This window comes from Vibrio navarrensis, assembly GCF_000764325.1.
Taxonomy (GTDB): Bacteria; Pseudomonadota; Gammaproteobacteria; order Enterobacterales; family Vibrionaceae; genus Vibrio; species Vibrio navarrensis.
This window is the reverse complement of record NZ_JMCG01000001.1, coordinates 2,970,660-2,994,525: the sequence shown is the minus strand read 5'-3', so window position 1 is coordinate 2,994,525 and position 23,866 is coordinate 2,970,660. Positions and strand designations below refer to the sequence as shown.

The following is a 23,866-nucleotide window of genomic DNA, read 5'->3' as shown; positions in this document are numbered from 1 at the left end:
AGAGCTGTGACACCATGAGACATCTACAAACCGCCGTTCATCCGGATATTGATCATCTCGACGATAAAATCATTGTCAAACGCAACGCCGCCCGGGCGATTTGCCTTGATGGTGAGGATATTCTATTGCTTTACACCGAGCGTTATCATGACTACACCATTCCCGGTGGCGGTTTGGACCAAGGGGAGGATGTGATTGCTGGGATGATCCGCGAGCTGCAAGAAGAGACGGGGGCGATGAATATTCATCACATCAAACCGTTTGGTATCTATGAAGAGTTTCGCCCTTGGTATAAAGGAGAGGCGAATGTGATGCACATGCACTCGTATTGTTATACCTGCAACATCGACCGAGAACTCGGTGAGACGCGCTTTGAACAGTATGAAATCAACAACGGTATGCGACCTATGTGGATCAATATTCATCAGGCGATTGTGCATAATGAGCACACCATGGCGCTAAGTTCGAAAAAGGGGTTAAGCATCGAGCGAGAGACCTTCTTGCTACGCTTGATTGCCAAAGAGTTGCTCTAACGTCCCCATCTCATTCAATTAACCATTTTTGTTATCAATAATTTAGCGCCACGATTGCCGCTAAATTATTGGTTTTCATAAAAGATTGCGACATTGTTCGAAGAAAGGTAACGATTAGTAACATAGACGCTGTAACTAAAGTGCGCTTGAATATACTCAAGTAAGTTTTGACTACAGATGATGGCTATGAATAGAAAACTTCTTGTGACCTTTAGTGCGACGCTGCTTGCCAGTTTGTGCAGCGTGGCGTCTATCGCTTCCCCTATGTTTGTGCCTGATCCACCGCAACTGAGCGCCAAAGGCTATGTGTTGATGGATTACCACTCCGGCGAAGTGCTCGTCGCCAAAAATGCCGACGTGAAGATGAACCCTGCCAGCTTGACCAAGTTGATGACCGCATATGTGGCGGGGCAGGAGATGAATCGCGGTAACATTCATTTTGACGATCAAGTGGTGGTGAGTCGCAATGCTTGGGCAAAAAACTTTCCCGACTCTTCAAAAATGTTCATTGAAGTCGGTACTTCAGTCAGCATGAGCGATCTGTATCGCGGGCTTATTGTTCAGTCTGGAAATGACGCCAGTGTGGCGATTGCAGAGCATGTTGCCGGCAGCGAGGCGGGGTTTGTCAGCTTAATGAACGCTTGGGCGGAGAAACTCGACCTGCAAAACAGTGCGTTTACCAATCCGCATGGGCTCGACAGCGATGGGCTTTATTCAACTCCACGTGATATTGCCAAGTTGGGCCAAGCGATTATTCGTGATTTGCCCGCCGTCTACCCGTTTTACAGTGAGACTTCGTTTACCTACAACGGTATCACCCAGCACAACCGTAATGGCTTGCTGCTCGATCGCAGCCTCAATGTGGACGGAATGAAAACGGGCTTTACTAGTGGTGCGGGGTATAGTCTCGCCACGTCCGCGACCAGCGGTAACATGCGCCTCATCTCGGTGGTGATGGGCTCAAACAGCACCAGTAGTCGAGAAATTGAGAGCAAGCAATTGATCAGTTATGGCTTTCGCTTTTTCGATACGATTTCTCCTACCGATGCAAACCAAGTATTAGCCACGCCAAGGATCTGGATGGGTAGCCAAAATGAGCTCAAAGTCGGTATCGCCGAACCCGTTTATTTAACGTTAAGCAAAGGTAAGAGCAAAAGTTTGCAAGCGGAGCTGGTGTACACCAGCGATATAACCGCGCCAGTGAAAAAGCAGCAGGTGGTTGGTCAGGTGCGGTATAAAATTGATGATAAGGTGGTCAAGCAAGTGGACTTGGTGGCATTGGAATCGGTGGACGAAGGTAGCGTGTTTAAACGTGTAGTAGATTGGTTTAAGCGTTGGCTGAGCAATCTATTCTAAGTTAAGAGTGAAAAAAGCACCGCGCTAAACGCTAAAACAGCAAGACCAAACAAAAATCCCTTTGCCAGTGCAAAGGGATTTTTCTATCCGGCGCGATCAGCTCACTTCAATCCGAGTGACCAATAGTTGGTCGACTTTGTAGTTGTCGATATCGACCACTTCAAATTTGTACCCTGAGTAGATGATGGAGTCGGTGCGGCGCGGGATCTTGCGCAGCATATACATCATAAAACCGGCGATGGTTTCGTAGTTTTGCGGGTGAGGAAATTCATCAATGTTGAGCGCGCGCATCACGTCGGTGATGGGGGTGACACCATCCACTAGCCAAGAGTTGTGGTCGCGGGCGACGATTTGCTCTTCCCCCTCGGCCAATACCCAAGTGCCCATTACGGCGCTTTGCAAATCGTTAAACGTGACGATCCCCAGCACCAACGCGTACTCATTCATGATCACCGCAAAATCGACGCGGCTGTTTTTAAAGTACTCCAGTGCTTCAGAAAGGCTCAGCGTATCCGGGATGATTGGACAGGTTTGCACCATACTGCCCTCTTTTAGGTTAAGTGGCTGGCCGTTAATCAGGCGCGTTAGTAGCTCCTTCGAATCGATGTAACCTTTGATCGCGTCCAACTGATCATCGCAGACCAAAAACTTATGGTGCGGGTCTTCGGAAATCTTCTTCTTCAACACCTCTTCATCATCTTTCATCGACAGATAGGTCAGGCTTTCACGAGGCGTCATCGCCGACGTCACCGGGACCGATTGCATCTCAAACACGCTCTCCATCATCTTCTGCTCGCCGCGATCGAGCACGCCCGCTTCGGCTCCCGCATCCATCACTGCGTAGATATCGTCCGAGGTAATATCGTCGTTGCGCTCAGCAGGCACGCTAAAGAGGCGGAAAATGGTGTTGGCCAAGCCGTTGAAGATCCATACAAAAGGTTTTAGCAGTGAAATGCAGATCAGCATCGGTCGAACCAATGTCATGGCAATTTTTTCCGGCATTACCATGGCGATACGTTTCGGCATCAAATCCGCAAATAGAATGAATAGGCTAGTGACCAAAATAAAAGAGCAGAAAAAGCTTAACTGGTTAACCCAAGTGGCAGGCAGCCAGCTTTCCAAGAGTGTTTTGATATGCGGAGTAAAGGCCGATTCACCGACAATACCGCCCATAATGGCGACCGCATTTAGGCCAATTTGTACCACGGTGAAGAAGTTGCCGGGATTGCTTTGTAAAGCCAGCACGAGAGTGGCACGTTCGTCTCCCTCTTCAGCAAGTTGACGGAGGCGAATTTTTCTCGCCGCAGCCAAGGCGATTTCAGACATAGAAAAGAAGCAGCTGGTGAGTATCAGCGCAATGATGATTGAGAAGTTCTCAAATAAACTCATGATGAGTGTCCAAGTAGCGTTCAATAAAATCCACCAACGAATGGAACAGGAAGATTGGGTTGGTGGCTTGTTTGCTTAAACTAGAAAGATATCCAAATCGCGGCTCGGTCAATGGAGCCGATTCGGCTCGGCTATTCTATACGTAAGGACGAAATAGATGAAGAAACGGATGCAGTGCTCACCACCTTTTAACGCTGTGAAGAGAAACATAGCGCACAGGCTTTGTTAATCTTGCGAGGAATCACGATTACGCCAGAAAGCATAGTCGGCTTGTTGTGTGACTTTACCCAGTAAATGAGCCGCAACGGGAGCGGTCAGAAAAATAAACAGCATGATGCCAACCAGTCGTGATATTACGTCAATCTCAGGCATACAGAGTGCGACAGCAAGGAGCAATAAAGACAAGCCTGCGGTACCGGCTTTGGTGGCGGCGTGCATGCGAGTATAGAGATCGGGCATGCGCAAAATCCCTAGGCTCGCAAATAGCGTGAATAAGGTGCCGAGAACCAGTAAGAGGGCCGCTAACATCGACATTAAAGTTCTCCTTTTCGTTTAGCGATAAATCGTGCAAATGCTATGGTGCCAAGGAAAGCCACTAAGCCTAGGGTTAAGGCAATATCCAATAGCGTTTGCTGACCACCGTCTAAGCTATAAACGACAATAAAGCCTATGGTGATAAAGGAAATTAAATCGAGAGCCACCACGCGATCGGCGAGCGATGGGCCTAACACTAAGCGGATAAACGCCATTGCCAAGCTAAGCAAAAGTCCCAGATAGGCGAAGTGAATCGCCAGCGGTAATGAATTATCCACGAGTGACCTCCAGTATCCGTTTTTCAAGACCATTTTTGATGTCGTTGATCACCGCTTGGTGCTCTGGTGCAAACATCGCGTGAACGATCAAATATTGTCTATCTTCGCTAACATCGAGACTTAAAGTGCCGGGAGTGAGCGAAACCATGTTGGCCAAAAGGGTAATCTCAAGATCGCTGCGGGCATCTAATGGCACGTAAACAATATCAGGATCGCTCAAATGCTTTGGCGTCACGACATCCCATGCGACTCGTGCGACAGAGACGATCATCTCGTAGATGAAATAGAGAATTAAAGTGGTGATGGCTCTAAAACGGCGAAAGTAAGTGGTTTTTAAGCCAAATGGCTGGCTGAGGCGCAATGCCCAAAACCCCACCACGAATCCCAATAAGAATTGCAAGCTGGAGTAGTCACCATTGAGCAGCATCCACGCTGTGGCAAGAAAGAGGTTGAGGAAGAGATAAATCATTTTGAGCCTCCCAAAACAGCATGGATATAAGCGGTTGGCGTTAATAATTGTTCTGCCGCTAAGGTTGCAAATTGGTAAAACGGCTGCGCAGCCAAACCAATCACTAGGCTAAACAGAGTGAGCACGAGGATCGGCAGTGCATAAAGACCGAGTGTTGAGCGGGCTAACGTCTCCTGCGGTAGAGCGGCAGGAGCATCTTTCCAAAACACTTCATTCCAAATTTTGCTCATCGAGAAAATCGTTAGCAGGCCAACCAATAGCGCAATTGCGGCAAGCCAATACAGCTCAGCAGCCAAACTCGCTTTGATGACTAGAAACTTACCCCAAAACCCCGACAGAAGAGGGAAGCCCGCCAAAGAGAATGCGGCGAGCAAGAAGCCAAAGGTAAGCCAAGGCATGGCGCGATAGACTCCGCCGAGCTGCGTCAATTGTGTAGTGCCGTACTTTCTGCCAATCAGGCCACCAATCAGAAAGAGGTTCCCCTTTACTAAGATATGGTGAATGACATAAAAAATCGCCCCTGTGATAGCTAAAGGGGTGTAAATGGCCAGCCCCATAATCATGTAGCCAATTTGGCTAATAATATGAAAAGAAAGAATTTTTTAATGTCATATTGGCTTGCTGCACCGAGTACGCCAGTGAGCATGGTCAGCGCCGCAATCCCCAGTAGAACCGGTTGCCAACCACTGCCATCGAGCGGAAACACCAGAGTGAAGACCCGCAGCAAAGCGTAGACACCGACTTTGGTGAGTAAAGCGGCAAACAGGGCAACAATGGCGCTCGGCAAGGTGTGATAAGACGCCGGTAGCCAAGCAAACAGAGGAAACAGCGCTGCTTTGATAGCAAACGCGAACAATAGCAACCCAGCGAGCATGGTTTTCATCTCAGGAGCGAGGGATTGAGCTTTGTCATGCAAATCTGCGAGGTTTAAGGTTCCTGTGGCACCATAAAGCAGTCCTATCGAAAGTAAAAACACCAAGGTAGAGATAAGATTGAGCAGCACATATTTGATGGCGCCATCGATTTGCTGCTGGTTTGCATCCAACACCATCAAGCCGAAAGAAGCGATCAGCATGACTTCAAACCAGACATAAAGGTTGAAAATATCCCCCGTTAAGAAAGCGCCATACACACCAGCCAGTAGAACATGCAACAGCGCGTGGTAGCGTGCGTATGAGGGTTTGGCGCTTAAATCGGCAATCGCATAGATAACGCTAACCAAACCAATAATGGCCGTCACCATGACCATAGCGACGCTCAATAAATCAGCGACAAAAACGATGCCAAAGGGGGCTGGCCATTGCCCAAAGGCAATAGATGCTGGGCCATGGGTGTAAATGGTGATCGTGAGTAGAGCGCCAGTAAAGAGATTGATGACACTGCAGATCACACTCAAACCGTTGGTTAGCCAACGATTACGCCCCGCTAAAAAGATCGCAACTGCGGTGAGCAGTGAGATCACAACGGGTAAGGTCAACCCAATCGCGGTCATTCTTCCTCCTCTGAGCGACGCATCTCATCGACGTCCGCGCTGCGAGTCTCAAAATAAGCTCGGTAAAACAGCATCAAAGCAAAAACCAGTAAGCCAAAACCGATCACAATGGCGGTTAAAATCAGCGCTTGTGGCAGCGGGTTCGCCGCACCTTCCGCTGGTAACAAGGCTCCTACCTCAATTAATGGTGGTGAGGCGGGGGTTAAGCGTCCTGCGGTAAAAATGGCCAAGTTCACTGCACTACTGAGGAGGATCAGGCCAAACAATAAGCGCAGTAAGTGTCGCTCTAGCATTAAGTAGATACCGGCGGCGACAAAAACACCGACAACAATGCTCCATAATCCTTCCATTAGTCGAGTTCCTCCTTAACGCGCAGCAACATGCTCATGACACCGCCGATGATCGCCAGATAGATGCCGACATCAAAGAGCAGTGGGGTGCCAAGCGGTAAAATTTCTTTCCACCATAATCCAGTTAGGAAAGGTAAACCGACCGCGACACTCATGGCTCCTGCCATAAAACTGAGCAGGATGCCAAACAGAGCAATATTGAGTGGCGAGAAGTGGAGACGATCTCTCACGTATTGGGGCGATTCGGCGAAAAGGAGCAGCGAAAAGCCAATCACCGCGATCAATGCGCCGATAAAGCCCCCGCCGGGAGCATTGTGTCCTCGCAGCAGCAGATAGAGGGAGAACATCAGCATCAAGGCGGTCACAATATGTGCGGTAGTGGCAAAGATTAGAGAATGAATCTTCTGTGGTTGCTCGGTTTGTTTGGGTAAGAGGCTAATCGCGACAAGGCTCGCCATGACGACCACAATGACTTCTCCCAAGGTATCAAAGGCACGAAAATCGACCAAAATGACATTGACGATATTGCGGCCATGACCGCCGGGAACGCTCTGCTGCGCAAAATAGTCAGACAAAGTGGTATCGATAGGATGCGCCGTGATATTGAGCAGGATTAAGGTTACGGATGCACCAATCACACTGGCTATCACCGCATTCAATGTGCGACGCGGTACAGAATGGCGAGCGACCGTCGACAAGTAGGGCATATGGCGCATCAAAAGCACTACAAACACCACCATCAGCGTTTCGACCAGCAAAAGGGTTTTGGCAACATCAGGAGCGCTGTAAATCATAAAGACCAGCGTCGTCATAAATCCAGCCATGCCGAGCGCTAATACCGACAGCAAACGTGACGTGCTCAGCACACACAACAGCGCAGAAGCGATGAGTGCGAGCGCAATTGCGACTTCATAAAAATGAACATCAAACAGCGAGGCGCTGAAAGTGGCTGGTAAAGGTAGCGGCTGATAGAGCAGCATTAAGGCTAAAACGGCAAAAAATAGCAGCATATAACCGCTTGAGCGTTTTTGTTGCAGCATTTGCGTTTGCCAGCTTGCCAATGTCGCTAAATAAGCCAGCACGGCATCAAACATTTGCTCAGCTTTGGGCAGCGGCTTCACCAGGCGCGTGAGCCATGTAACTAGGGTTGCGTAGTTCAGATACAGCACGCCCCCTAACACAAGCGTGATACCACTCAAAGCCAGCGGGATATTGAAGCCTTGCCATAATTTTGCGGCTTGTGGAACGCTGTTTGGATCCATCGCCATGACTGCTGGTATGACTAAATGCTGGTTAATCCAATCAAGGGCAAAAACAGGCAGTAGAAAACTGGCTATAGCCAATCCCATCGCAGGTAGCCAAAGGGATTTTTTCTGCTCGATCGCTTTGGGTGGGTGGCTTTCACTCTCCTTGGTCGCTTGGCCAAAAAAGGGTTTGTAAAGTAGTGCGATGGCTAACGCCACCATCAGCGCATTAATCAGTAATAAGACCAGCGAAATCCACGTAATGCCAGATTCCATACTGGATTTGTACATGTACTCCTTGCTCAAAAATCCGAGCATAGGCGCAACACCGGATTTGGATAAAGCGGCAATAACCGCAGCAATAAGGCTCAGCAGCAAGACGGATTTTAAGTTGCCGAGCTTGTCTCGCTCTCGAGTGCCCGTCGCTTTATCAATATTGCCGACCACCATAAAGAGTGCGGCTTTGTAAAATGAGTGGGCGAAAATAAACAACACAGCAGCGGTCAGCGTGACCTCGGTACCCAATCCCAGCAGCAGGGTCAATTTGCCTAATGCAACATTGGTGCTATAGGCCAACATCAGTTTTAGATCGGTTTGTTTGAACGCCAGTAGCGCGCACCAAAGTGCCGTTACCGCGCCCACAATGGTTAAGCAGTAGAACCAAAAATCACTATTGGCATAAATCGGCGATAAGCGGGCCAAAAGATAGATTCCCGCCTTAACCATGGTTGCGGAATGCAAGTAAGCGCTCACCGGTGTCGGTGCTGCCATGGCATTGGGTAGCCAGAAATGGAATGGAAATTGCGCAGATTTAGTGAATGCACCGAGTAAGACTAAAATCAGCGAAGGCATAAACCACGGATCTTGCGCGATGTGATCCGCGTGCTCAATGATGACGCTGATTTGATAACTATTGGCTATCAAGCCAAGTAAAATCAGTCCGGCTAAAAGCGCGAGTCCTCCGGCCCCCGTGACTAAAAGTGACTGTAGAGCATTTTTGCGTGAGACCGGTTTGTCATGATTAAAACCAATCAGCAGATAGGAAGTGATGGTGGTCAGTTCCCAGAAGATGAACAGCAGTAAAATATTGTCGCTTACCACCACGCCAAGCATGGCGAGCATGAAGAGAGTGAGGTAGAGATGAAATGAGAAGCGCGCTGCTTTCTCTTTCATATAAGCGAGGGCATAGATTTGAATCAAGGCACCGATGCCTGTGATCAGCGAGGCAAAAAGAAAAGAGAGCCCGTCAAGTCGGAAACTGAGATTCAGATCCAGCCCAGGAACCCAAGTGACTTGCCAAGCGTTACCGCCGGTTTGATGCCAATAAAACACCCACCCAAATAGAAGAATGGGTAAAACGGCGAAAGGAAGTAATCTCGCCGACACTGTATTTGGGGTGAGGGATGTATGCTTATCGAGTCCTCTCTTCAAGATGGCAGCCTCTTCGATGTCATATTTACGCCGCTCAGTGCGTCTTTGTTGCGACGTCCTGAGCGGTTACCAGTCTCTACTAAGTTGAAAAGTATAGGCTCATTCTAGATAGCGTCGAACTCGTTGCTGGAAGCGTGACGCATGATCTACTTTGATTGTGAATCAAATGAGGTTGCTCGTTGATCAAAATGGCTGCGCGCTGAGCCGAAAGGTTGGGCGGCACGTGGCGGCTCATCTATAAGCATGGCGTCGTAAACACAATCACCAATCGCATTTCTTGGGCAGATATAGAGGTTAGCACGCTCCAACATCTCACAGTGGCAGTGTGGGCAGAACTTTTTCATCACATCCTCCTTAGACTAAGGATCACAACGGTCTAACCAACAGACAAAAGTAGGTTGACCAAACGTGGTATTAGTTACTCGACTTTGATCGGTGAGACGAATCCCTCTGGCTTAAGGGCGACTAAAGAGCACTCAATCGACTGAACGATATTTTCTGCCGTATTGCCAATCACAAAGCCTGCAATACCTGTTCTAGCGAGAGTCCCCATCACCAGAATATCGATATTCTCTGTCGTGACCCATTTAGGGATCAGCTCATCGGGTTTACCGTGCAGATGGTGTATCACCAACTCGCCTGTAATGCCTGATTCATCAATCAGTTGGCGTAAAGCTTGTTCATGGCTGATTTTAGCTTGTGCGATTTCTTGTTCCATCTGCTGTTGATCCACTTGGATCCAGACATGATCATGCAGATAGTTTTCTAAATAGTATTCCCAGCAGGACACAATATGCAGGCGACTGTCACACGTATTGGCAATTGAACGTGATAATTCGAGTAAACGCAATGCAAGCGCCTTTTGCGGCTCGGTCGTGGTGACCGGGTCGATAGCAACCGCAACACGCCGATTGGCTTTTGGCTTGGCTAACGGGCGATGTAACCAAACCGGGCAAGGACATTTTCTCAGCAGTGTCATATCCAAAGCTTTAAAACCTTGCTGACTATGAGTCATAGGTTCCGCTTCTTTGATCAGCAGATCGATATGATGGTTGAGTGCCGACTTAATAATAGCGACCGCGGGTTGCTCACTGTGCTCAACCATTAAAGGAAAAGGGACCTCATCTTTATCGATGTGGTGCTGTGAGCGACATGTGTCTATCGCTTCCATCAAGCTACTTAAAAAGGACTGCTCATAGGGTTCTTGATAGCGTTGTAAATCGGCAGGAAATGCTGGAAATGCAATCAAACCAGCAAGTTGACCATGGTTGTTGTCAGCAAGTTGAATCGCTTGCTCTAAGGCGTCACTGTCTCCTGGTAAGCCTTGAGTTGCAAATAAGATATTCTTAAATTTTTTCATCGCCAGCTCCTTGGTTGATTAAATATTAGTCATCACAAGAGATTATGTACTAGCGAGTAATTGTAAGGGTTTGTGTAACAATGAGACCAATTCTCATTAAACTACCAAGCTATCTTTTGTCTTTTGAGAGATTTACAACTGGGTAAGAAAACACTATCTTACGCCGCGTTATTTTTATTCAATCGATGATTTAAGGAACTCATGGCTGTTTTAGATATTCTGACCGCACCTGATCCGCGACTTCGCGTGGAGTCCAAACCTGTAACCGATATTGCTGCTGTGCAAACACTGATCGACGATCTATTGGATACCCTCTACGCAACCGACAACGGTGTTGGTTTGGCAGCACCTCAAGTGGGCCGAGAAGAGGCGATTGTGGTGATCGATTTATCGGAAAAGCGTGATGAGCCTTTGGTTCTGATTAACCCGGTTGTTGTCAGTGGTGATAACAAAGCCATGGGACAGGAAGGGTGTTTGTCGGTGCCAGAATACTACGCCGACGTTGAGCGCTACACTTCTGTGGTGGTCGAAGCGTTGGATCGTGATGGTAAACCGCTGAGAATCGAAAGCAGTGACTTTCTTGCCATTGTGATGCAGCATGAAATTGATCACCTGTCTGGCAATCTGTTTATCGATTATTTGTCGCCACTCAAACAGCAAATGGCGATGAAGAAAGTGAAGAAGTTTGTCAAAAATCGCGCGCGTTAATCGCCAATTTGCTGGATTCAAGCGAAAACAAGGCCACTGCTAAACAGTGGCCTTTTCTTTACCCAAATTTACCAAGATGAAACGCTGCTTTACATTAGGTTGGTTACTCTAAAATAACCTTAGTTTAAAAGTGGGATTGGTTATGGATAAGGTTAAATATGGCGTTTTAAGCGTGGTTGCGCTTGTCACATTGCTGTGGATTCAAGCGGAGCCATTATTACTCACCTCGGATAACTTCTTCCAGTGGCGATCGGGATTAATACAGTATTCTGGCATTCTGTCTCTCATCCTGATGTCGATCGCGATGGTGCTAGCGCTGCGCTTGCCGATAATCGAGACTTGGACGCAAGGGCTGGATAAAGGATATCGCATTCACAAATGGCTCGGCATCGCCGCTGTGCTGCTTGGAGCGTTCCACTGGTTGGCATATTATTTACCCAAGTGGTTGATTTCACTAGCGGTGATGTCGAAGCCTGTCAGGTTTAATGGCTCCGGTCCGAATGCGAACTTGACGGGCTGGGCACAGTGGCTGAAACAACTCAAACCAATGGCACTGGAAAGTGGTGAATGGGGGTTTTATCTGTTACTCGCTCTGCTTGTGCTCTCGCTTTGGTCTGCCGTCAAGTATAAACCCTTTCGCCTCACTCACCGCCTAATGGCTGTCGTTTACTTGCTAGTGGCTTTTCATTCGTTTGCGCTGCTAAAACGTGCCTATTGGGGAGAGCCTATCTACTGGTTAACCACCAGTTTTCTTGTGGTTGGCTCTTTAGCCGCTTTGTACAGCCTTGCGGGATTGGTCGGACGCCGAGCGCGTTACTCTGCGTCGGTAAAAGCGTTACGCTACTGTGCGTTAAGTCAGACACTGGATCTCACCTTGGAAGCCGAGGCTAAGTGCCCAAGCCACCAAGCCGGGCAATTTGCTTATCTCTGTTTTGCCGGGGAAGAGCCGCACCCTTTCACCATCGCCAGCGCACCGAACTCTTCTCAGCTCAGGTTTTTGATCAAAGAGCTGGGGGACTTTACTACCGGGTTACATCAACGCTTAAGTCTGGGGGATGTTTTGCAAATAGAAGGGCCGTACGGCAAGTTTGCGTTTACTGCGGATAGACCACAGATCTGGATTGGTGCGGGCGTCGGTATCGCGCCGTTTATGGCGGGCCTAGAGTGGTTCGCCAGCCAACAAAGCCATCCGCAGACGCATCTGTTTTTCTGTTGTCAGCAGGCGGAGCCAAGCTTGTGTGATGAGCTTAAGCAAAAAGCGCAACAAGCCGGAGTGTCATTGACGAGCATTGACGCAAGCAATGGCCTACTACTCTCGGCGCAAACCATTGCCCAGCAATGTGGGGATTTGCGTCAGTTCGAGTTCTATTTCTGTGGCCCGGCGCCGTTTTCAAGCGCATTGAAAAAAGCGCTCAAACCATATCGAGTGAATGTTGATAAGGTTTTCCACGCCGAAAAGTTTGTGATGCGTTAGAAAATCAGTCAGCCCGTAAATCTGCGGGCTGACGGTTTTAGCGATTAAAAGCGATATTGGTAGTTAATAAACCACGTATCTTTGCTTTGAGGATAGATCTATACACATTACGATCACTTGTAGTTGTATTTGTGATGCATAGATAGGGTGAGGAAAATATCATGTGATTCATTGCTTTATTTTATAATTATTCTAAATATCAATGGTGAATCACAAATTTATTGGTTATTGATAATATTGTTTTTTTGTTGCAGGTTGTTAGCCCTATTTTGCTGCACGCTTGACATCGCCATTGTTCAATTGTTAACCTCCCGACATCCTTTCTTTCGGAGATGACGCCAACATGGATATCTAACTTTCTTATACCGATGATATTTCATTCATTCGGCTCTTGGAGTTAGTTGGCGTAGTTGCGTTTCCGTTTATCTAAAAATCTAAATTAGCTTAACCTTGTTTACTCGATGCTCCGTGCTATTTGAGCGGATTAACACTCGAGTCAGAGGGTAATTTTAGCCGACTGACTTCTTACTGTGTTTAATAGTAAGGGGGTCTCATGCCCAATATTCATGCTCATCAGTTGAGCTTTCAATTAAATAGCGGTGAATGGTTATTCCATTCGCTGGATTTTCATTTTCCTGCCGGAAAGAGTGGTTTAGTCGGGCGCAATGGCGGCGGAAAATCTGTGTTGCTACAACTACTCATCGGCAAACTCACCGCGACATCAGGCCATGTCCATGTTGGCGCAACGATAGGCTATTTCGATCAAAATATTCACGAGCAAGAACGTGATGCAACGATCGCGACCTACTTAGGGATGGCAGATCCACTTGCGGCTTTTCGCGCCATTGAGGCTGGGAGTGTGGACACTGAACACTTTACCCAACTTGGTGAGCAGTGGAACATCGTTGAAACGATACAAAGCATATTAGATGAGCTGAGAATCACGCTGCCACCTGATGCGAGCTGCCGTGAACTGAGCGGCGGGCAGTTTACTCTTTTAAAGCTCAAGCGCTTGTTTCTGGCGTCAAGTGATGCCTTAGTGTTGGATGAGCCCACCAATCATCTCGACACATTGAGCAGAGAGTGGCTGATAACTCAGTTGCGAAAAGAACAGCGTCCAGTTTTAGTCGCCAGTCATGATCGCGCCTTGTTGATGGAGATGGATCGTATCGCGCGTTTGACTTCAGAAGGGCTGCATTGGTTTGAAGGTAACTATGCGGCGTACCATAGCCAGTGGCAATTTCAGCAACAAGCACTAGAGAGAAAAGTCGCCCAACTGAAAAGTGAGCAAAAATCGATTGCGCGAGAGTTGCAAAAAAGCCGTGAAAAAGCGCAACAGCGCGCAGCTCAGGGGCGCAAAGCGCTAAGAACAGGTAGCCAGCCGAAGATATTGATGGACGGCAAAAAAAACAGTGCGGAAAAAAGTCGCTCTGCAGCTGTCATCAATGGGCAAAATCAACTGAAACGTAATCAGCAGCAGTTGTTGAGTTTGTCCGCAAAACGAGTGCGTGAATCGCCAACGGCAATCTACCTGACTGATGTTGAGAGCAGCAAAAATCGGCAGCTGCTGAGTGTTGAGCGTTATCGCTCTTGCGGTGCAAATCATCAGTTATTGGACTTTCAAGTTAGGCAATTTGAGCACCTGCGCCTAAGTGGTGCCAATGGCTGTGGTAAAAGTCGCTTACTCAAAGCGATTGCGGGGTTGCATCAAGAGTATCAAGGTCAAATCAAGCTCAACACATCGGTGGTTTATTTAGATCAAGATTACCGTTTGCTTGAGCTTGAACGCAGTGTGCTGGAAAACCTCGTGGATTTTTGTCCAAGTTTAGGTGAGGGTGATGCTCGTTTGCTGCTGGCTGGGATCGGCTTTCGTGGTGACTCAGTACATCGCAAAGCACGACATCTGAGCGGTGGGGAAAAAATGAAACTAGCGATGCTGATGGTTAGCCATGTTGACGGCGATCCTTTGCTGCTATTGGATGAACTGGATAACCACTTAGATATCGAGTCGAAAACAGTCTTAGCCTCTGCGCTGCGCGATTATCGTGGTGCTTTGATTCTCGTCAGTCACGATGACTATTTCGTTGAGGCCGCAAAATTGGACAAAGAGTGCAAAGTGGAGTCGCTCGGCTAGTGAGGCGTTGTGCGCAAAGGTAAGTGCTCTGTCAAGGATGACGGAGGCGGAATTTGGGCTAGACTTAAGGTTAACGAGCAATTATGAGCAAAGAGGAAATTGTGCAACGGAATCTCCAGTCGATGGACGTGAAGTATGAGAAGCGAAGAGTCGCGCTGCTGCACTCGCTGAAAATTCTCGATACAGAGCGAGAAGAGCGTTTCGAGCGTTTTACTCGTTTGGCTAAATTTATCGCTGGTAGTGATATTGCCTTGATAAGTCTGGTCGACAGTAATCGGCAGTGGTTTAAGTCTCGTGCTGGCTTGGATGTGTGTCAAACAGACAGAGACTCTTCTTTTTGCACTCACGCAATCCAAGGTTCTGAGCCGCTGATTATCAGCGATGTATTTGATGACCAGCGTTTTAAAGATAATCCCTTAGTTTTACACGAGCCTTTTATACGTGCCTATGCTGGTTTTCCTATCGCTATTGATGGTATTCACCGTCTTGGCACTCTGTGTGTTATTGATAAAAAGCCGCACCAACTTTCGACTGAACAGGTACAAGCGCTCAGTGATTTGGCGCGTATTCTGGAGACCGAGCTTAAGAGCAGTGGATTAGCGATTGTCGACGAACTCACTGGTTTGATGAATCGACGCGGCTTCTATCAAGAAGCGCTGCGCATATTGTCGGTCAGTAGCCTAAGTCATGACGGCTATACGCTGATCTATTTTGATCTAGATGGTTTTAAGCGGATCAACGATCAGTTCGGTCACGATGTTGGCGACGAGGTGCTGCGGCAATTTTCTTACAGTTTGGCTGAGTCGATTTGCTGTTCTCAGGATGTGGCTTGTCGATTAGGCGGCGATGAATTCTGTGCTCTGGTCCAACATGGCGGCCATTATGATGTGGCTAGCACCATTCAGCGTTTGGAGGAGAGCCTTAACTCTCAAGGCGAATCGGGTATTCCGCCAATTGAGTACAGTTGGGGAGCGGCTACACGGTTGCAACATCTCTGCGGAGACTCGGTTGAAGCGTTGCTCTCTGAAGCAGATGAGGCGATGTATCTTTGTAAGAAGCAGCGGCGTAAATTGCGACAAAGCTCAGTCTCCTGAACCTCATTTTCAATGACAGCCAGTCTCAATGACTGGCTTTTTCTTCGCCTAAAGTTCAGTCCACATTCTGCTTTATTAGCATTGACTGTTTGAATACTAGTCTAAACTGAGAAAATGGTCATAAAGCGATACTCCACTCCCTAGCTCGTGTGCAAATTGCAAAAAACGACGTGCGTTGTCTGGCAAGAGTTTAACGATTGGAAACAAGGGAACAGCATTTGTGACGAACGTGTTTATTTTGCGCAAGGACAAATGAATATGAAATGGTTAAACAATTTAACGATAACGCAAAAAATGAGTAGCTTAGTTGGCGCACTACTGAGCCTCATCATCGTTGTCTCTGCGTTTGCGGTCACTAAAATGGAGAAAGTCGCCTTAGAGATAGACAGTATCGCCAACAACAATATTCCTCTGACTAAAGTTGTCACTGACTTAACCGTTCACCAACTTGAAAGTGCAGTCATGCTGGAAAAGTTGCTGCGTTTCTCTCAGATCCCGCTTGAGTCCTCTGCGAACGAACAACAGCAATATCTCAACAAGTTGCGACTCGGTGTCGACAAGGGGCGGCTAGAACTAGAGAAAGCCAACCAGGCGCTAAACATCGCTTTACAACAAAACGTCATGCCAGAAGTTCAACGTTATTTACAAAACTTAGAGCGAGATTTTCAAGCGTTGCAGCAAGAACAAGCAAGTTTTGAGCGTCAACTGAATAAACTGCTGGAAGAGTTGCACAAAGGCGTTGCTGCGGCTGAACTCGTTACCTTAGCCGCAGAGTTAGAGGCCTATACAGAGCAACTGGATCATCATTTAGTTGAGGTGTTGGGCAAAATTGAAGCGGCAACGATTCAATCGATCCATATCGCCGAACAGGGAGAAAAAGAAGCGCTTAGTGGTATGTTGCTCCTTTCTTTGTTTGCGTTAGCACTCGGCGCGACATTGGGTCTGTTGTTTAGCAAGCAGATCGTTAAATCGGTGGCCTATGCAAGAAATCTCGCTTACAAAATCGCTCATGGCGATCTTACCCAACGAGCTCAGGTGGATTCCAATGATGAAATCGGTCAGTTGCTAACACACATGAACAGTATGGCTCAAGCACTTGAAACCATGGTAGGAGAGGTTATCGATCGTGCTAACACGATTGCATCCACGGTTACCCAACTAACCGCTGTGGCGGATAGCAACCGTCGCTCTGTTGAGCGACAACAGCAGAATATGGATCAAGTGGCGAGTGCGATGCATCAAATGGCTGCGAGCATTACCGAGGTTGCCAGCAGTGCGGAAGAGGCAACGACCTCGACAGCAAGAGCGGATGAAAATGCCAAACACACTTGCGTTGTGATTAGCCGAACTCAATCCCTATCTAAACAGTTAGTGGAAAGCGCGCAAAGTTCGCAGAAAATCATAGAAGAGCTGCAGACTAGCACTCAGCAGATCCAAAACTTTGTCATGGTGGTCGAAGGCATTGCTGAGCAGACCAATTTGCTCGCGCTAAATGCGGCGATAGAAGCGGCTCGTGCTGGCGAACAAGGACGAGGCTTTGCCGTGGTGGCCGATGAAGTGCGCGCGCTTGCCTCGAGAAGCCAACACGCGACACAAGAAATCGGTAATCTCATCAATACGTTAGTTGCACGTGCTGGCACGGCGGTCGCGATGATCAACTCCAGTGATGAAAAGATCGAGAGCAGTTTTGCGTCTATCGAAGAAGCGAAAGTGCAGTTGGATGTGATTTCAAATGCGCTTGCTGAGTTGACGGAAGCGAATACCCAAGTGGCAGCAGCAAGTGAGGAGCAGGCGGTATCTGCCGAAGAAATTAGTAGCAATCTCAATGGCATTCGCGATGCAGGGGAAGTGGTGATGCTGAGCACTCAAGAAACTTCCCAAGCCAGCGAAGATTTAGCACAGCAAGCACAGGCATTGAAAATGCTTATGGGCAGATTTGTGGTCAAACAGTCAATATGAGTAAAGCCGCCGTTTACACCACAGAGTAAATGGCGGCTTTGTTTTTTGCCTTGGATACAAAGCACTGATTACACACTTACGGCATTGGTGCCCAAGTTAGTGCTTTCCCATCACTGAGCTTGGCCATCAGAGTGTGTGGCGCGATAACTTCTCCTTCTGCGAGTTTAAACGGCAGCGCGCTAAAATTCGCACTGAGAATCGAGCCATCACTAAAGCGCGTTTGTTGCACTTGGCCTTGCTTATCCAGCCAGCGAAAATCGACCAAGGCTTTATCCCACAACTGCTCATGCAAGGGCAAAAAACCTTGTTGATAGTGCTTAAGCTGCTCGATACGCGCGGAGTTTTTATGCGTTTCATCGCGGCTTAAATGCACCATTGCAGGAGTGTTAAACAGCATGGAACGCAAATCGCGCACGGCTTTGACATTGGAAAACTTCAAACTGTCGCTGTGCCAGTGGTGGCTACTGATCAGCTCGTCATGAAACACCGCTTGATAGAGCGGCACTTTATACTCAGGGGCAAACAGTAAGCTGCGATAAGGCTCTTTGACTTGCGCTGATTTAAAGAAAAAATCCGGCTTTTCATCGGGATACCAGTTGCCCAAATAATAGGGTGACTGCTTGTCACTCTTCATCGCTTTGTCTGTCCAGCCAAAGCCGACTGTTTCCATACCATGAGCAAACACCAGCCCTTGAGTGGTCAGGGCATTGCCATCTTCCGATCCCAAAATCAGCGTCGGCGTGTTTGCAATATCCTGCATTCGGGTGTTAAAGGCGGCCAGCATCGCAGTTTCGTTGCTGCGCGAGCGGTAATCTTCCCGCGCCATGGCGGTGCCATCCACATCGAGAAACAGGCTGTTAAAGCGCCCGAAATGGAGAATATCTTGCACGCGCTGTTTAACGTAATCGAGTTCACAGGCGGGATTGAGATAAAAGCCGTTACCGCGAAAGCCCAGTTGCAACGTGCCATCGGCTTTTTCAATCGCGCAGTTTTCACGCATGCGATCCGGCAACTGCGCGGTCAGCCAACTGTCGTTGATGCCTTTTTCAATCGCGGTGTTGTATGAGTCATACACGCCAATCAGATAGCCGGCTTGTTTGGCGCTATCGACCACTTGCGGCTGATAAAAGGCTGGCATCCAGTTATCGAGACCTAGCCAGAGTTTGCTTAATCCCGCATTCTTGAGGGTGCTGATCATGGGTTGCGCTAACCCTTGTCCCCATTGATCGCTCGGTTTGAGGTATACGCCAGCGTGTTCAGTCAGCCACGCTTTGCTCTGCTGCGCGGCTTGGTACTGCGCTTGAATCGACGCCTGATTGGCGCTGAACTTTTGCTTCAAGGCTTGGTTTATCTCTCCGACCAGCAATTTTTTCTGATACTGATTAAGCCAGTCTTGGCCTTTTTTTAGGCTCGCCAGTTCCTTTTGTAATTCTGGTGAAGGGGTAAACTCAGAGCGCCAAAACCAATCGCGCAGTCCCCACCAATCCACCACATCTTGCACTGCGATTAAATCACGCCCGAACAGATAGACGTGGCTTGCACCAATCATTTTTTCGATCTGCGGATTTGCCTTGCGTTTTTCCGCAAGTGAAACACGCAGCCCCGCGGCTTCGCGCCAGTCGCGATAGGCTTTGGCTCCGGCCAGCATCTCATCGCCCACGGTGATGCGCACGCTAAAAGGCTCACTTTGGTTCAGTGGGGTAAACCAGTGCTCCGCTTGTAAGTCCAACTTATTTTGCTGCTCACTAAAGTGCAGCTGGTTATTGGTGGCGTTGAGCAGTTGATAGCTGATGAAGTGTTCGCCCTGCTGCGCGCTCCAGAACGGCATTTTGAGATCTTGCGTGGTATTGGCACCCGAATGATTGTCTATCAAATAACGTGTCCAAGTCGGGTTATCGGTCGGCACTCGCATTCCTTCGTCAAACGGCAGTAACAGCGTTTGGGTCGATGCTTCACTGAGATCAAACCAGCGCAGTGCTTTGGGAGCGTGGCGTTCAATCCCTACAGCACTTGGCCAGCGAAAATCGATGTTCAACCCTTGTTGCAACTGCGCAGACACTTGCACGCCACTTGGCTTGAGTGTCCATGAGGCTTGCTCGGCGCTTTGGGTTACTTGCGTTGCCTGTTGTGTCTGCCCGTCAATCTGTAGGCTGCCTTGGTTGATGGCGAAAGTTTGCGAGTCTTGCTTGAGGCTGATGGCCAGTGTGTCGGGGTCAATCTGCCAGTGCTGATCGCCCTGTTCTAAGGTCAACGCAAAGCTCGGTGCGCTCACCAGCAGCAGTAGCCCCAGTGTGAAAAAGGTCAATTTCATATCATTCTCCTATCGAGTAACCCAGATATTTAACCTTGTCTATCGATAGGTTTTGTCACCAGTATGTCTTTCCCTCTTTTGCCTGAACAAAGTGAAAGGTGGTTTAGTCAATCGGTATCGTCAGGCGCTGCATTTGCTCCACGCGAATGGTGCCTTGGTATTCACTTTGGATAACGCTGAGGCTACGCCAGCGCGCTTGAGAAGGCGCTGAGGGTGGGGCAGGAGGCTGATCACGGTTGACGGTTTGTGAGTGCAGCAGGGTAAAATTTTGATCAAAAAATTGCCAACGAGCCAGTGACGATGCGCAGCCTGAAGGCGTGGCGGGGAAGCGGATAGTGAGATCGGCCGCGCTGGATTGTTCAATCCACGGTGTGCTGGAAGGGGCCGAAATCAGCAGCGCCATGCGCTGCTCGCCCAGCTTGAGCCAATAGACACCTGCGGCATACGGCGAAAGCAGATCGCGACTTTCCACTTCGGCGTAATCGGCCGGCACAAGCTCTGCTGCTAACAAGGTTGCACCTTGCGCAGAAGCCAGACGCACCGCCAGCGGCTGGGTGAGGTTTTCGGCGCTCAGCCTCACTTGGTAGCCTTGGAAGGTCTGATTGAACTTATGAATAAAAGTCACCGCAATCGAAAGATCGTTAGTCGATGTGCTTGGCAGTGCTTGTCCGCATTGGGTTTGACTGAGAATGGCCTCTTTAATTGGTTGCCAAAAAGGCTCGGCTACAGGTGTGGTAGAAAGTGTGTGGATGAGCTCGTGCCACGCTTGCGTGGGATGCCCCTCAACCAATAGCTGGTAACTGCTTTGCAGCGGTGTGGTGCGAAACCAAGCATGGGTGGGGCTTGGCGGCGTTTCCGCTATCGCGGCGCCGCCTACTAACGCGCTGAGCATACCAAGTTGCGTAACGTGATTGCGAAAAGAGGCGCAGATCATACGGAGGCTCCTTTGAGGCGATAACCCACGCCGCGCAGGGTCTCGATATCCAGTTGTGGCAGTTTTTGCCGCAAATGCAAAATGTGGTTATCCACGGTGCGTGTGGTTGGGAAATATTGATAACCCCAAATAAGATTGAGCAGCTCATCACGGTGATAAACGCGCCCCGGATTTTGCAATAGCATCAACAGCAGTTGAAACTCTTTCGGTTTGAGCTCAACCGGCGTTTGGTTATGCAGCACAGATCGATTAGCCACATCGACCACAATATCCGCGTAGCTGAGTACGCTACTGCCGAGTGGGCGCAGTTGCGCTTCGATACGTGCCAGCAACTCTTGGTGGGAAAAGGGTTTGAGCACATAATCTTTCGCGCCAGCTTTGAGCCCTTCAATCCGTTGCTCCACTTCAATTTTGGCGGTCAGTACGATCACCGGCAGGGCTTTGAGCATCAACCAGTGCGGCAGATGTTTCAAGCTGTCACCATCGTGTAATTGCCGATCCAAAATCACCAGATCGGTACTGAACCAGTGCTTTTCGACCTGTTGGCTCTGCGTTACCCACTCGCATGCATAACCATGATCATGCAGATAATCGCGCAGACCTTGGCCGAGTAAGGTGTCATCTTCAATCAGCAAAATACGCTTCATAGCGGCAGCTCCAAAATACAACGGGTTGGATGACGACGGATCACAAGTTTGCCGCCCATTTGGGTGATGAGTTTTCGCACCAACTGTAAGCTAACGCCCATGTTATCTGTGTTTGGGCGAGAGTGAGTGTCTTGATGCCTCGAAAGTCGTTTGCACAGACGTTGGTAGAAAGAGGGAAATTCACCGCAATCTTCCACTTCAATGCGCAGCGTTTGTGCAACCACACTCACCGTAAGGCGAATGGGCGGCGCGCCATGCTGCTTGGCATTGCTGAGTAAGTTGGTGACGCACAGTCCAAGCCAGTAATAAGGTAGTGCCAGTATTGAGTCGTGTTTGAGATGAAGCTCAACCTCAAAGCCCTCGATACAATGCTCGATGAAGTCACTCAACTGCGCTGGATGGCGCGCCATGCTGTCGTGGCTTGGGCTTAAGTAGTGGCGACTGGTCTCGCTCAACTGCGCTAGCCGCTGATGATCGGCCATTAATCGCCATAAGCTCTCTTGCGCCTTGGGGGATAACTCATCAAATTGGCTGCGTAGTGATTCGACGGTAAACCCTAAACTGGTGATGGGCGTGCGCAGTTCGTGAGTCAGCAGTTGCAAAATAAAGCGCCGCTCGCGCCCTTCTTGATAGCGCAGCCAAAGTGAACGCAGCGCAGCGCCAAACGCAAGCAACACGCCGATCACCAAACCGCTATACAGCAACGCATGATTGCTAACACGCTGATTAAAGCAGAGGTTACTGTAACGCTCATCGCAAGGCTTTTGCGCTTGATAAGGCTCAAGTGTGAATGGCAGTGGTGCGGTGAGTGCGCGCCACTGCACGCTCGAAAGCACATGCCAGCCCGCTTCGCTGCTTAGTCACAGCTCATCATTTGGCGCAAGATAAAGGCGAAAACCGTTGAGCAGTGCATCCACTCCGGCAGCGCCCGGTCGTTGCCACAAGGCATGCAACGGATGATAGCGGCTCGCCAAAGTAAAACGTGTTGGATGCGTCGAAGCAAAGCTTGCCTGTTCTGAATCCGGTAAGTGTTCAATATAGCGATCTGCGTAGCTGCCTCCCGCCGGATGTTGCCACGCAACACGCTGAAACCACTCTGCGCCGAGCGGCGTTTGGCGACATAACGCCAACTCAAATTCGACCGCTTTCGCCAAATACGGTGAAGAGGAGTTTAGCGGCTGGCACTGCTTGGCCGTGGCGGCTAAATCTGCGATGTCTTGCCACGTATATTGAGTAAAATCAGGATATTGACTGTGACTGCTGAGTAGCGCAAACGGGTATTGATTGAGGGTTTGGCTCGCCACCAGTGGCGTGCTTTGCTGCTCAAGCGCTGCGCGATAAAAAATCGACCAGCGCTGAGTTTCAGGCAGGTCAATATTGGCCAGTGCGGGCACTGCCCATAAGCTACACAGTAAGAGGCTTAACCAGCGGTGAGTCAGCAGCAAGGTCATGATCTAAACACTTAGAATGGGGTTCATGCCAATAGTAGTGTCTCAAGACGGAGATTTGTAATCTCTATGTCAACAAATGTGTCATTCAGAGCAAAACGAGCGGCAGATTGTTCACATTAAGGAAGATATCCGCCGCTCGATTGGTTAAAAGTAAAACGATGCGCCTATAACTCGATGCTTTTCACCATACCCGCTTCGGCGTGGCCTGGGATGTTACAGGCAAACTCGACTTTGTTATCGCCATGGAAATGCCACAACAGCTGTTTGGCTTTGCCTGGTTGAACCGTCACGGTGCTGCCACTGTCATGAGTGTGATTTCCCATTTGTTTCATCATTTCGCGGTGTTTTAACTGCTCAGCCGCGGAGCCAATCGAAAACTCATGGTCAATTTTGCCTGTGTTCATCACAACGAACTGCACCACGTCGTTTGGCTCAATCGTCACTTCTTTTTTGAAGGTGATCTTCATGTCATCGCTCAAAATTACGTGCACCACTTTATCCGGCTTCGCCCCTTTTGCTGGCATGCCAACGTCAGACATGCCTTCCATACCCATCATCGATGAGTGATCCATTTTGCTGTGGTCCACTTTTCCATGATCCATCTTAGAATGGTCCATTTTGGAGTGATCCATGGTGTTGGCCAATACTGCGGTGGCAGAGAAAGTCAGTGCGGCTGCAATCAGTGTTTTTGTCATCTTGTTCATGGTGGTTTCCTTTT

19 protein-coding genes and 2 pseudogenes are annotated in these 23,866 nt (G+C 48.9%); 7 read left to right on the top strand and 14 right to left on the bottom strand.

Features of this window, described 5'->3' with window-relative positions:
• The first annotated feature begins 14 nt into the window (after positions 1-14).
• Together EA26_RS13215 and EA26_RS13210 are read left to right on the top strand one after the other, a co-directional pair.
• Positions 15-533 (top strand): NUDIX hydrolase, encoded by a 519-nt coding sequence (locus EA26_RS13215; protein ID WP_039428286.1) that lies wholly within the window; start codon positions 15-17, stop codon positions 531-533.
• 180 nt (positions 534-713) lie between these two features.
• Positions 714-1,889 carry a D-alanyl-D-alanine carboxypeptidase family protein gene (locus EA26_RS13210; RefSeq protein ID WP_081947139.1) on the top strand — a complete coding sequence of 392 codons (1,176 nt, stop codon included), beginning with the start codon at positions 714-716 and terminating at the stop codon, positions 1,887-1,889.
• Between the two features lie 96 nt (positions 1,890-1,985).
• On the opposite strand, the gene paeA is transcribed toward EA26_RS13210, so the two are convergent.
• From paeA to EA26_RS13165, 9 genes and pseudogenes are all read right to left on the bottom strand, one after another.
• Positions 1,986-3,278: a polyamine export protein PaeA gene (gene paeA, locus EA26_RS13205; protein WP_039428283.1), complete on the bottom strand. Its 1,293-nt coding sequence runs from the start codon at positions 3,276-3,278 to the stop codon at positions 1,986-1,988.
• Between the two features lie 225 nt (positions 3,279-3,503).
• Positions 3,504-3,812, bottom strand: coding sequence for a monovalent cation/H(+) antiporter subunit G (mnhG, locus tag EA26_RS13200; RefSeq protein ID WP_039428280.1), 309 nt, complete (start codon positions 3,810-3,812; stop codon positions 3,504-3,506).
• Positions 3,812-4,090: a cation:proton antiporter gene (locus EA26_RS13195; RefSeq protein WP_039428279.1), complete on the bottom strand. Its 279-nt coding sequence runs from the start codon at positions 4,088-4,090 to the stop codon at positions 3,812-3,814. Before EA26_RS13195 ends, mnhG begins: the two co-directional genes overlap by 1 nt.
• Positions 4,083-4,559 carry a Na+/H+ antiporter subunit E gene (locus tag EA26_RS13190; protein ID WP_000639705.1) on the bottom strand — a complete coding sequence of 159 codons (477 nt, stop codon included), beginning with the start codon at positions 4,557-4,559 and terminating at the stop codon, positions 4,083-4,085. Before EA26_RS13190 ends, EA26_RS13195 begins: the two co-directional genes overlap by 8 nt.
• Positions 4,556-6,051 (bottom strand): annotated as a pseudogene (locus EA26_RS13185) (proton-conducting transporter transmembrane domain-containing protein). The gene EA26_RS13190 and the pseudogene EA26_RS13185 overlap by 4 nt, the downstream one beginning before the upstream one ends.
• Positions 6,048-6,401 (bottom strand): Na+/H+ antiporter subunit C, encoded by a 354-nt coding sequence (locus tag EA26_RS13180; protein WP_000398830.1) that lies wholly within the window; start codon positions 6,399-6,401, stop codon positions 6,048-6,050. Before EA26_RS13180 ends, EA26_RS13185 begins: the two are co-directional and overlap by 4 nt.
• Positions 6,401-8,977 carry a hydrogen gas-evolving membrane-bound hydrogenase subunit E gene (gene mbhE / locus EA26_RS13175; RefSeq protein ID WP_039428209.1) on the bottom strand — a complete coding sequence of 859 codons (2,577 nt, stop codon included), beginning with the start codon at positions 8,975-8,977 and terminating at the stop codon, positions 6,401-6,403. The genes EA26_RS13180 and mbhE overlap by 1 nt, the downstream gene beginning before the upstream one ends.
• A 245-nt stretch (positions 8,978-9,222) precedes the next feature.
• A complete protein-coding gene (locus EA26_RS13170) occupies positions 9,223-9,420 on the bottom strand; it encodes a hypothetical protein (RefSeq protein WP_000712918.1) in 198 nt (65 codons plus the stop codon).
• Between the two features lie 74 nt (positions 9,421-9,494).
• Entirely contained in the window at positions 9,495-10,436 is a 942-nt protein-coding gene (locus tag EA26_RS13165; protein WP_039428205.1) for a universal stress protein, read from the bottom strand.
• 201 nt (positions 10,437-10,637) lie between these two features.
• Between EA26_RS13165 and def the strand changes: the two genes are divergently transcribed.
• The 5 genes from def (at position 10,638) to EA26_RS13140 (ending at position 17,805) form a co-directional block, all read left to right on the top strand.
• Positions 10,638-11,144 carry a peptide deformylase gene (gene def, locus EA26_RS13160; protein WP_039428204.1) on the top strand — a complete coding sequence of 169 codons (507 nt, stop codon included), beginning with the start codon at positions 10,638-10,640 and terminating at the stop codon, positions 11,142-11,144.
• Between the two features lie 142 nt (positions 11,145-11,286).
• The gene (locus EA26_RS13155; protein ID WP_039428202.1) at positions 11,287-12,618 is read left to right on the top strand and encodes a ferredoxin reductase family protein; all 1,332 of its coding nucleotides are present in this window, start codon (positions 11,287-11,289) and stop codon (positions 12,616-12,618) included.
• Positions 12,619-13,171: 553 nt separating this feature from the next.
• Positions 13,172-14,752 (top strand): ATP-binding cassette domain-containing protein, encoded by a 1,581-nt coding sequence (locus EA26_RS13150; RefSeq protein ID WP_039428199.1) that lies wholly within the window; start codon positions 13,172-13,174, stop codon positions 14,750-14,752.
• Between the two features lie 83 nt (positions 14,753-14,835).
• Positions 14,836-15,846, top strand: a complete 1,011-nt coding sequence (locus EA26_RS13145) for a sensor domain-containing diguanylate cyclase (protein WP_052079757.1) — start codon at positions 14,836-14,838, stop codon at positions 15,844-15,846.
• Positions 15,847-16,104: 258 nt separating this feature from the next.
• Positions 16,105-17,805 (top strand): methyl-accepting chemotaxis protein, encoded by a 1,701-nt coding sequence (locus EA26_RS13140; protein ID WP_039429130.1) that lies wholly within the window; start codon positions 16,105-16,107, stop codon positions 17,803-17,805.
• 76 nt (positions 17,806-17,881) lie between these two features.
• On the opposite strand, the gene EA26_RS13135 is transcribed toward EA26_RS13140, so the two are convergent.
• The 5 genes and pseudogenes from EA26_RS13135 to copI form a co-directional block, all read right to left on the bottom strand.
• On the bottom strand, positions 17,882-20,116 hold the full coding sequence (locus EA26_RS13135; protein WP_039428198.1) for a glycoside hydrolase: 2,235 nt from the start codon (positions 20,114-20,116) through the stop codon (positions 17,882-17,884).
• A 103-nt stretch (positions 20,117-20,219) separates the two neighbouring features.
• Positions 20,220-21,050, bottom strand: a complete 831-nt coding sequence (locus tag EA26_RS13130; RefSeq protein ID WP_039428196.1) for a DUF2861 family protein — start codon at positions 21,048-21,050, stop codon at positions 20,220-20,222.
• A complete protein-coding gene (locus tag EA26_RS13125) occupies positions 21,047-21,697 on the bottom strand; it encodes a response regulator transcription factor (protein WP_000821694.1) in 651 nt (216 codons plus the stop codon). The genes EA26_RS13130 and EA26_RS13125 overlap by 4 nt, the downstream gene beginning before the upstream one ends.
• Positions 21,694-23,148 (bottom strand): annotated as a pseudogene (locus EA26_RS13120) (ATP-binding protein). Before EA26_RS13120 ends, EA26_RS13125 begins: the two are co-directional and overlap by 4 nt.
• A 164-nt stretch (positions 23,149-23,312) precedes the next feature.
• A complete protein-coding gene (gene copI, locus EA26_RS13115; protein WP_193244123.1) occupies positions 23,313-23,843 on the bottom strand; it encodes a copper-resistant cuproprotein CopI in 531 nt (176 codons plus the stop codon).
• Between the last annotated feature and the right edge of the window lie 23 nt (positions 23,844-23,866).

Bases quoted from the DNA above. Each gene is read 5' to 3' on its own strand.
- EA26_RS13150 (WP_039428199.1), top strand. From the start codon at position 13,172: ATGCCCAATATTCATGCTCATCAGTTGAGCTTTCAATTAAATAGCGGT.
- EA26_RS13165 (WP_039428205.1), bottom strand. From the start codon at position 10,436: ATGAAAAAATTTAAGAATATCTTATTTGCAACTCAAGGCTTACCAGGA.
- EA26_RS13215 (WP_039428286.1), top strand. From the start codon at position 15: ATGAGACATCTACAAACCGCCGTTCATCCGGATATTGATCATCTCGAC.
- EA26_RS13125 (WP_000821694.1), bottom strand. From the start codon at position 21,697: ATGAAGCGTATTTTGCTGATTGAAGATGACACCTTACTCGGCCAAGGT.
- copI (WP_193244123.1), bottom strand. From the start codon at position 23,843: ATGACAAAAACACTGATTGCAGCCGCACTGACTTTCTCTGCCACCGCA.
- mnhG (WP_039428280.1), bottom strand. From the start codon at position 3,812: ATGTCGATGTTAGCGGCCCTCTTACTGGTTCTCGGCACCTTATTCACG.
- EA26_RS13170 (WP_000712918.1), bottom strand. From the start codon at position 9,420: ATGAAAAAGTTCTGCCCACACTGCCACTGTGAGATGTTGGAGCGTGCT.
- EA26_RS13130 (WP_039428196.1), bottom strand. From the start codon at position 21,050: ATGATCTGCGCCTCTTTTCGCAATCACGTTACGCAACTTGGTATGCTC.
- paeA (WP_039428283.1), bottom strand. From the start codon at position 3,278: ATGAGTTTATTTGAGAACTTCTCAATCATCATTGCGCTGATACTCACC.
- EA26_RS13155 (WP_039428202.1), top strand. From the start codon at position 11,287: ATGGATAAGGTTAAATATGGCGTTTTAAGCGTGGTTGCGCTTGTCACA.
- EA26_RS13180 (WP_000398830.1), bottom strand. From the start codon at position 6,401: ATGGAAGGATTATGGAGCATTGTTGTCGGTGTTTTTGTCGCCGCCGGT.
- EA26_RS13145 (WP_052079757.1), top strand. From the start codon at position 14,836: ATGAGCAAAGAGGAAATTGTGCAACGGAATCTCCAGTCGATGGACGTG.
- EA26_RS13135 (WP_039428198.1), bottom strand. From the start codon at position 20,116: ATGAAATTGACCTTTTTCACACTGGGGCTACTGCTGCTGGTGAGCGCA.
- EA26_RS13190 (WP_000639705.1), bottom strand. From the start codon at position 4,559: ATGATTTATCTCTTCCTCAACCTCTTTCTTGCCACAGCGTGGATGCTG.
- EA26_RS13140 (WP_039429130.1), top strand. From the start codon at position 16,105: ATGAAATGGTTAAACAATTTAACGATAACGCAAAAAATGAGTAGCTTA.
- def (WP_039428204.1), top strand. From the start codon at position 10,638: ATGGCTGTTTTAGATATTCTGACCGCACCTGATCCGCGACTTCGCGTG.
- EA26_RS13210 (WP_081947139.1), top strand. From the start codon at position 714: ATGGCTATGAATAGAAAACTTCTTGTGACCTTTAGTGCGACGCTGCTT.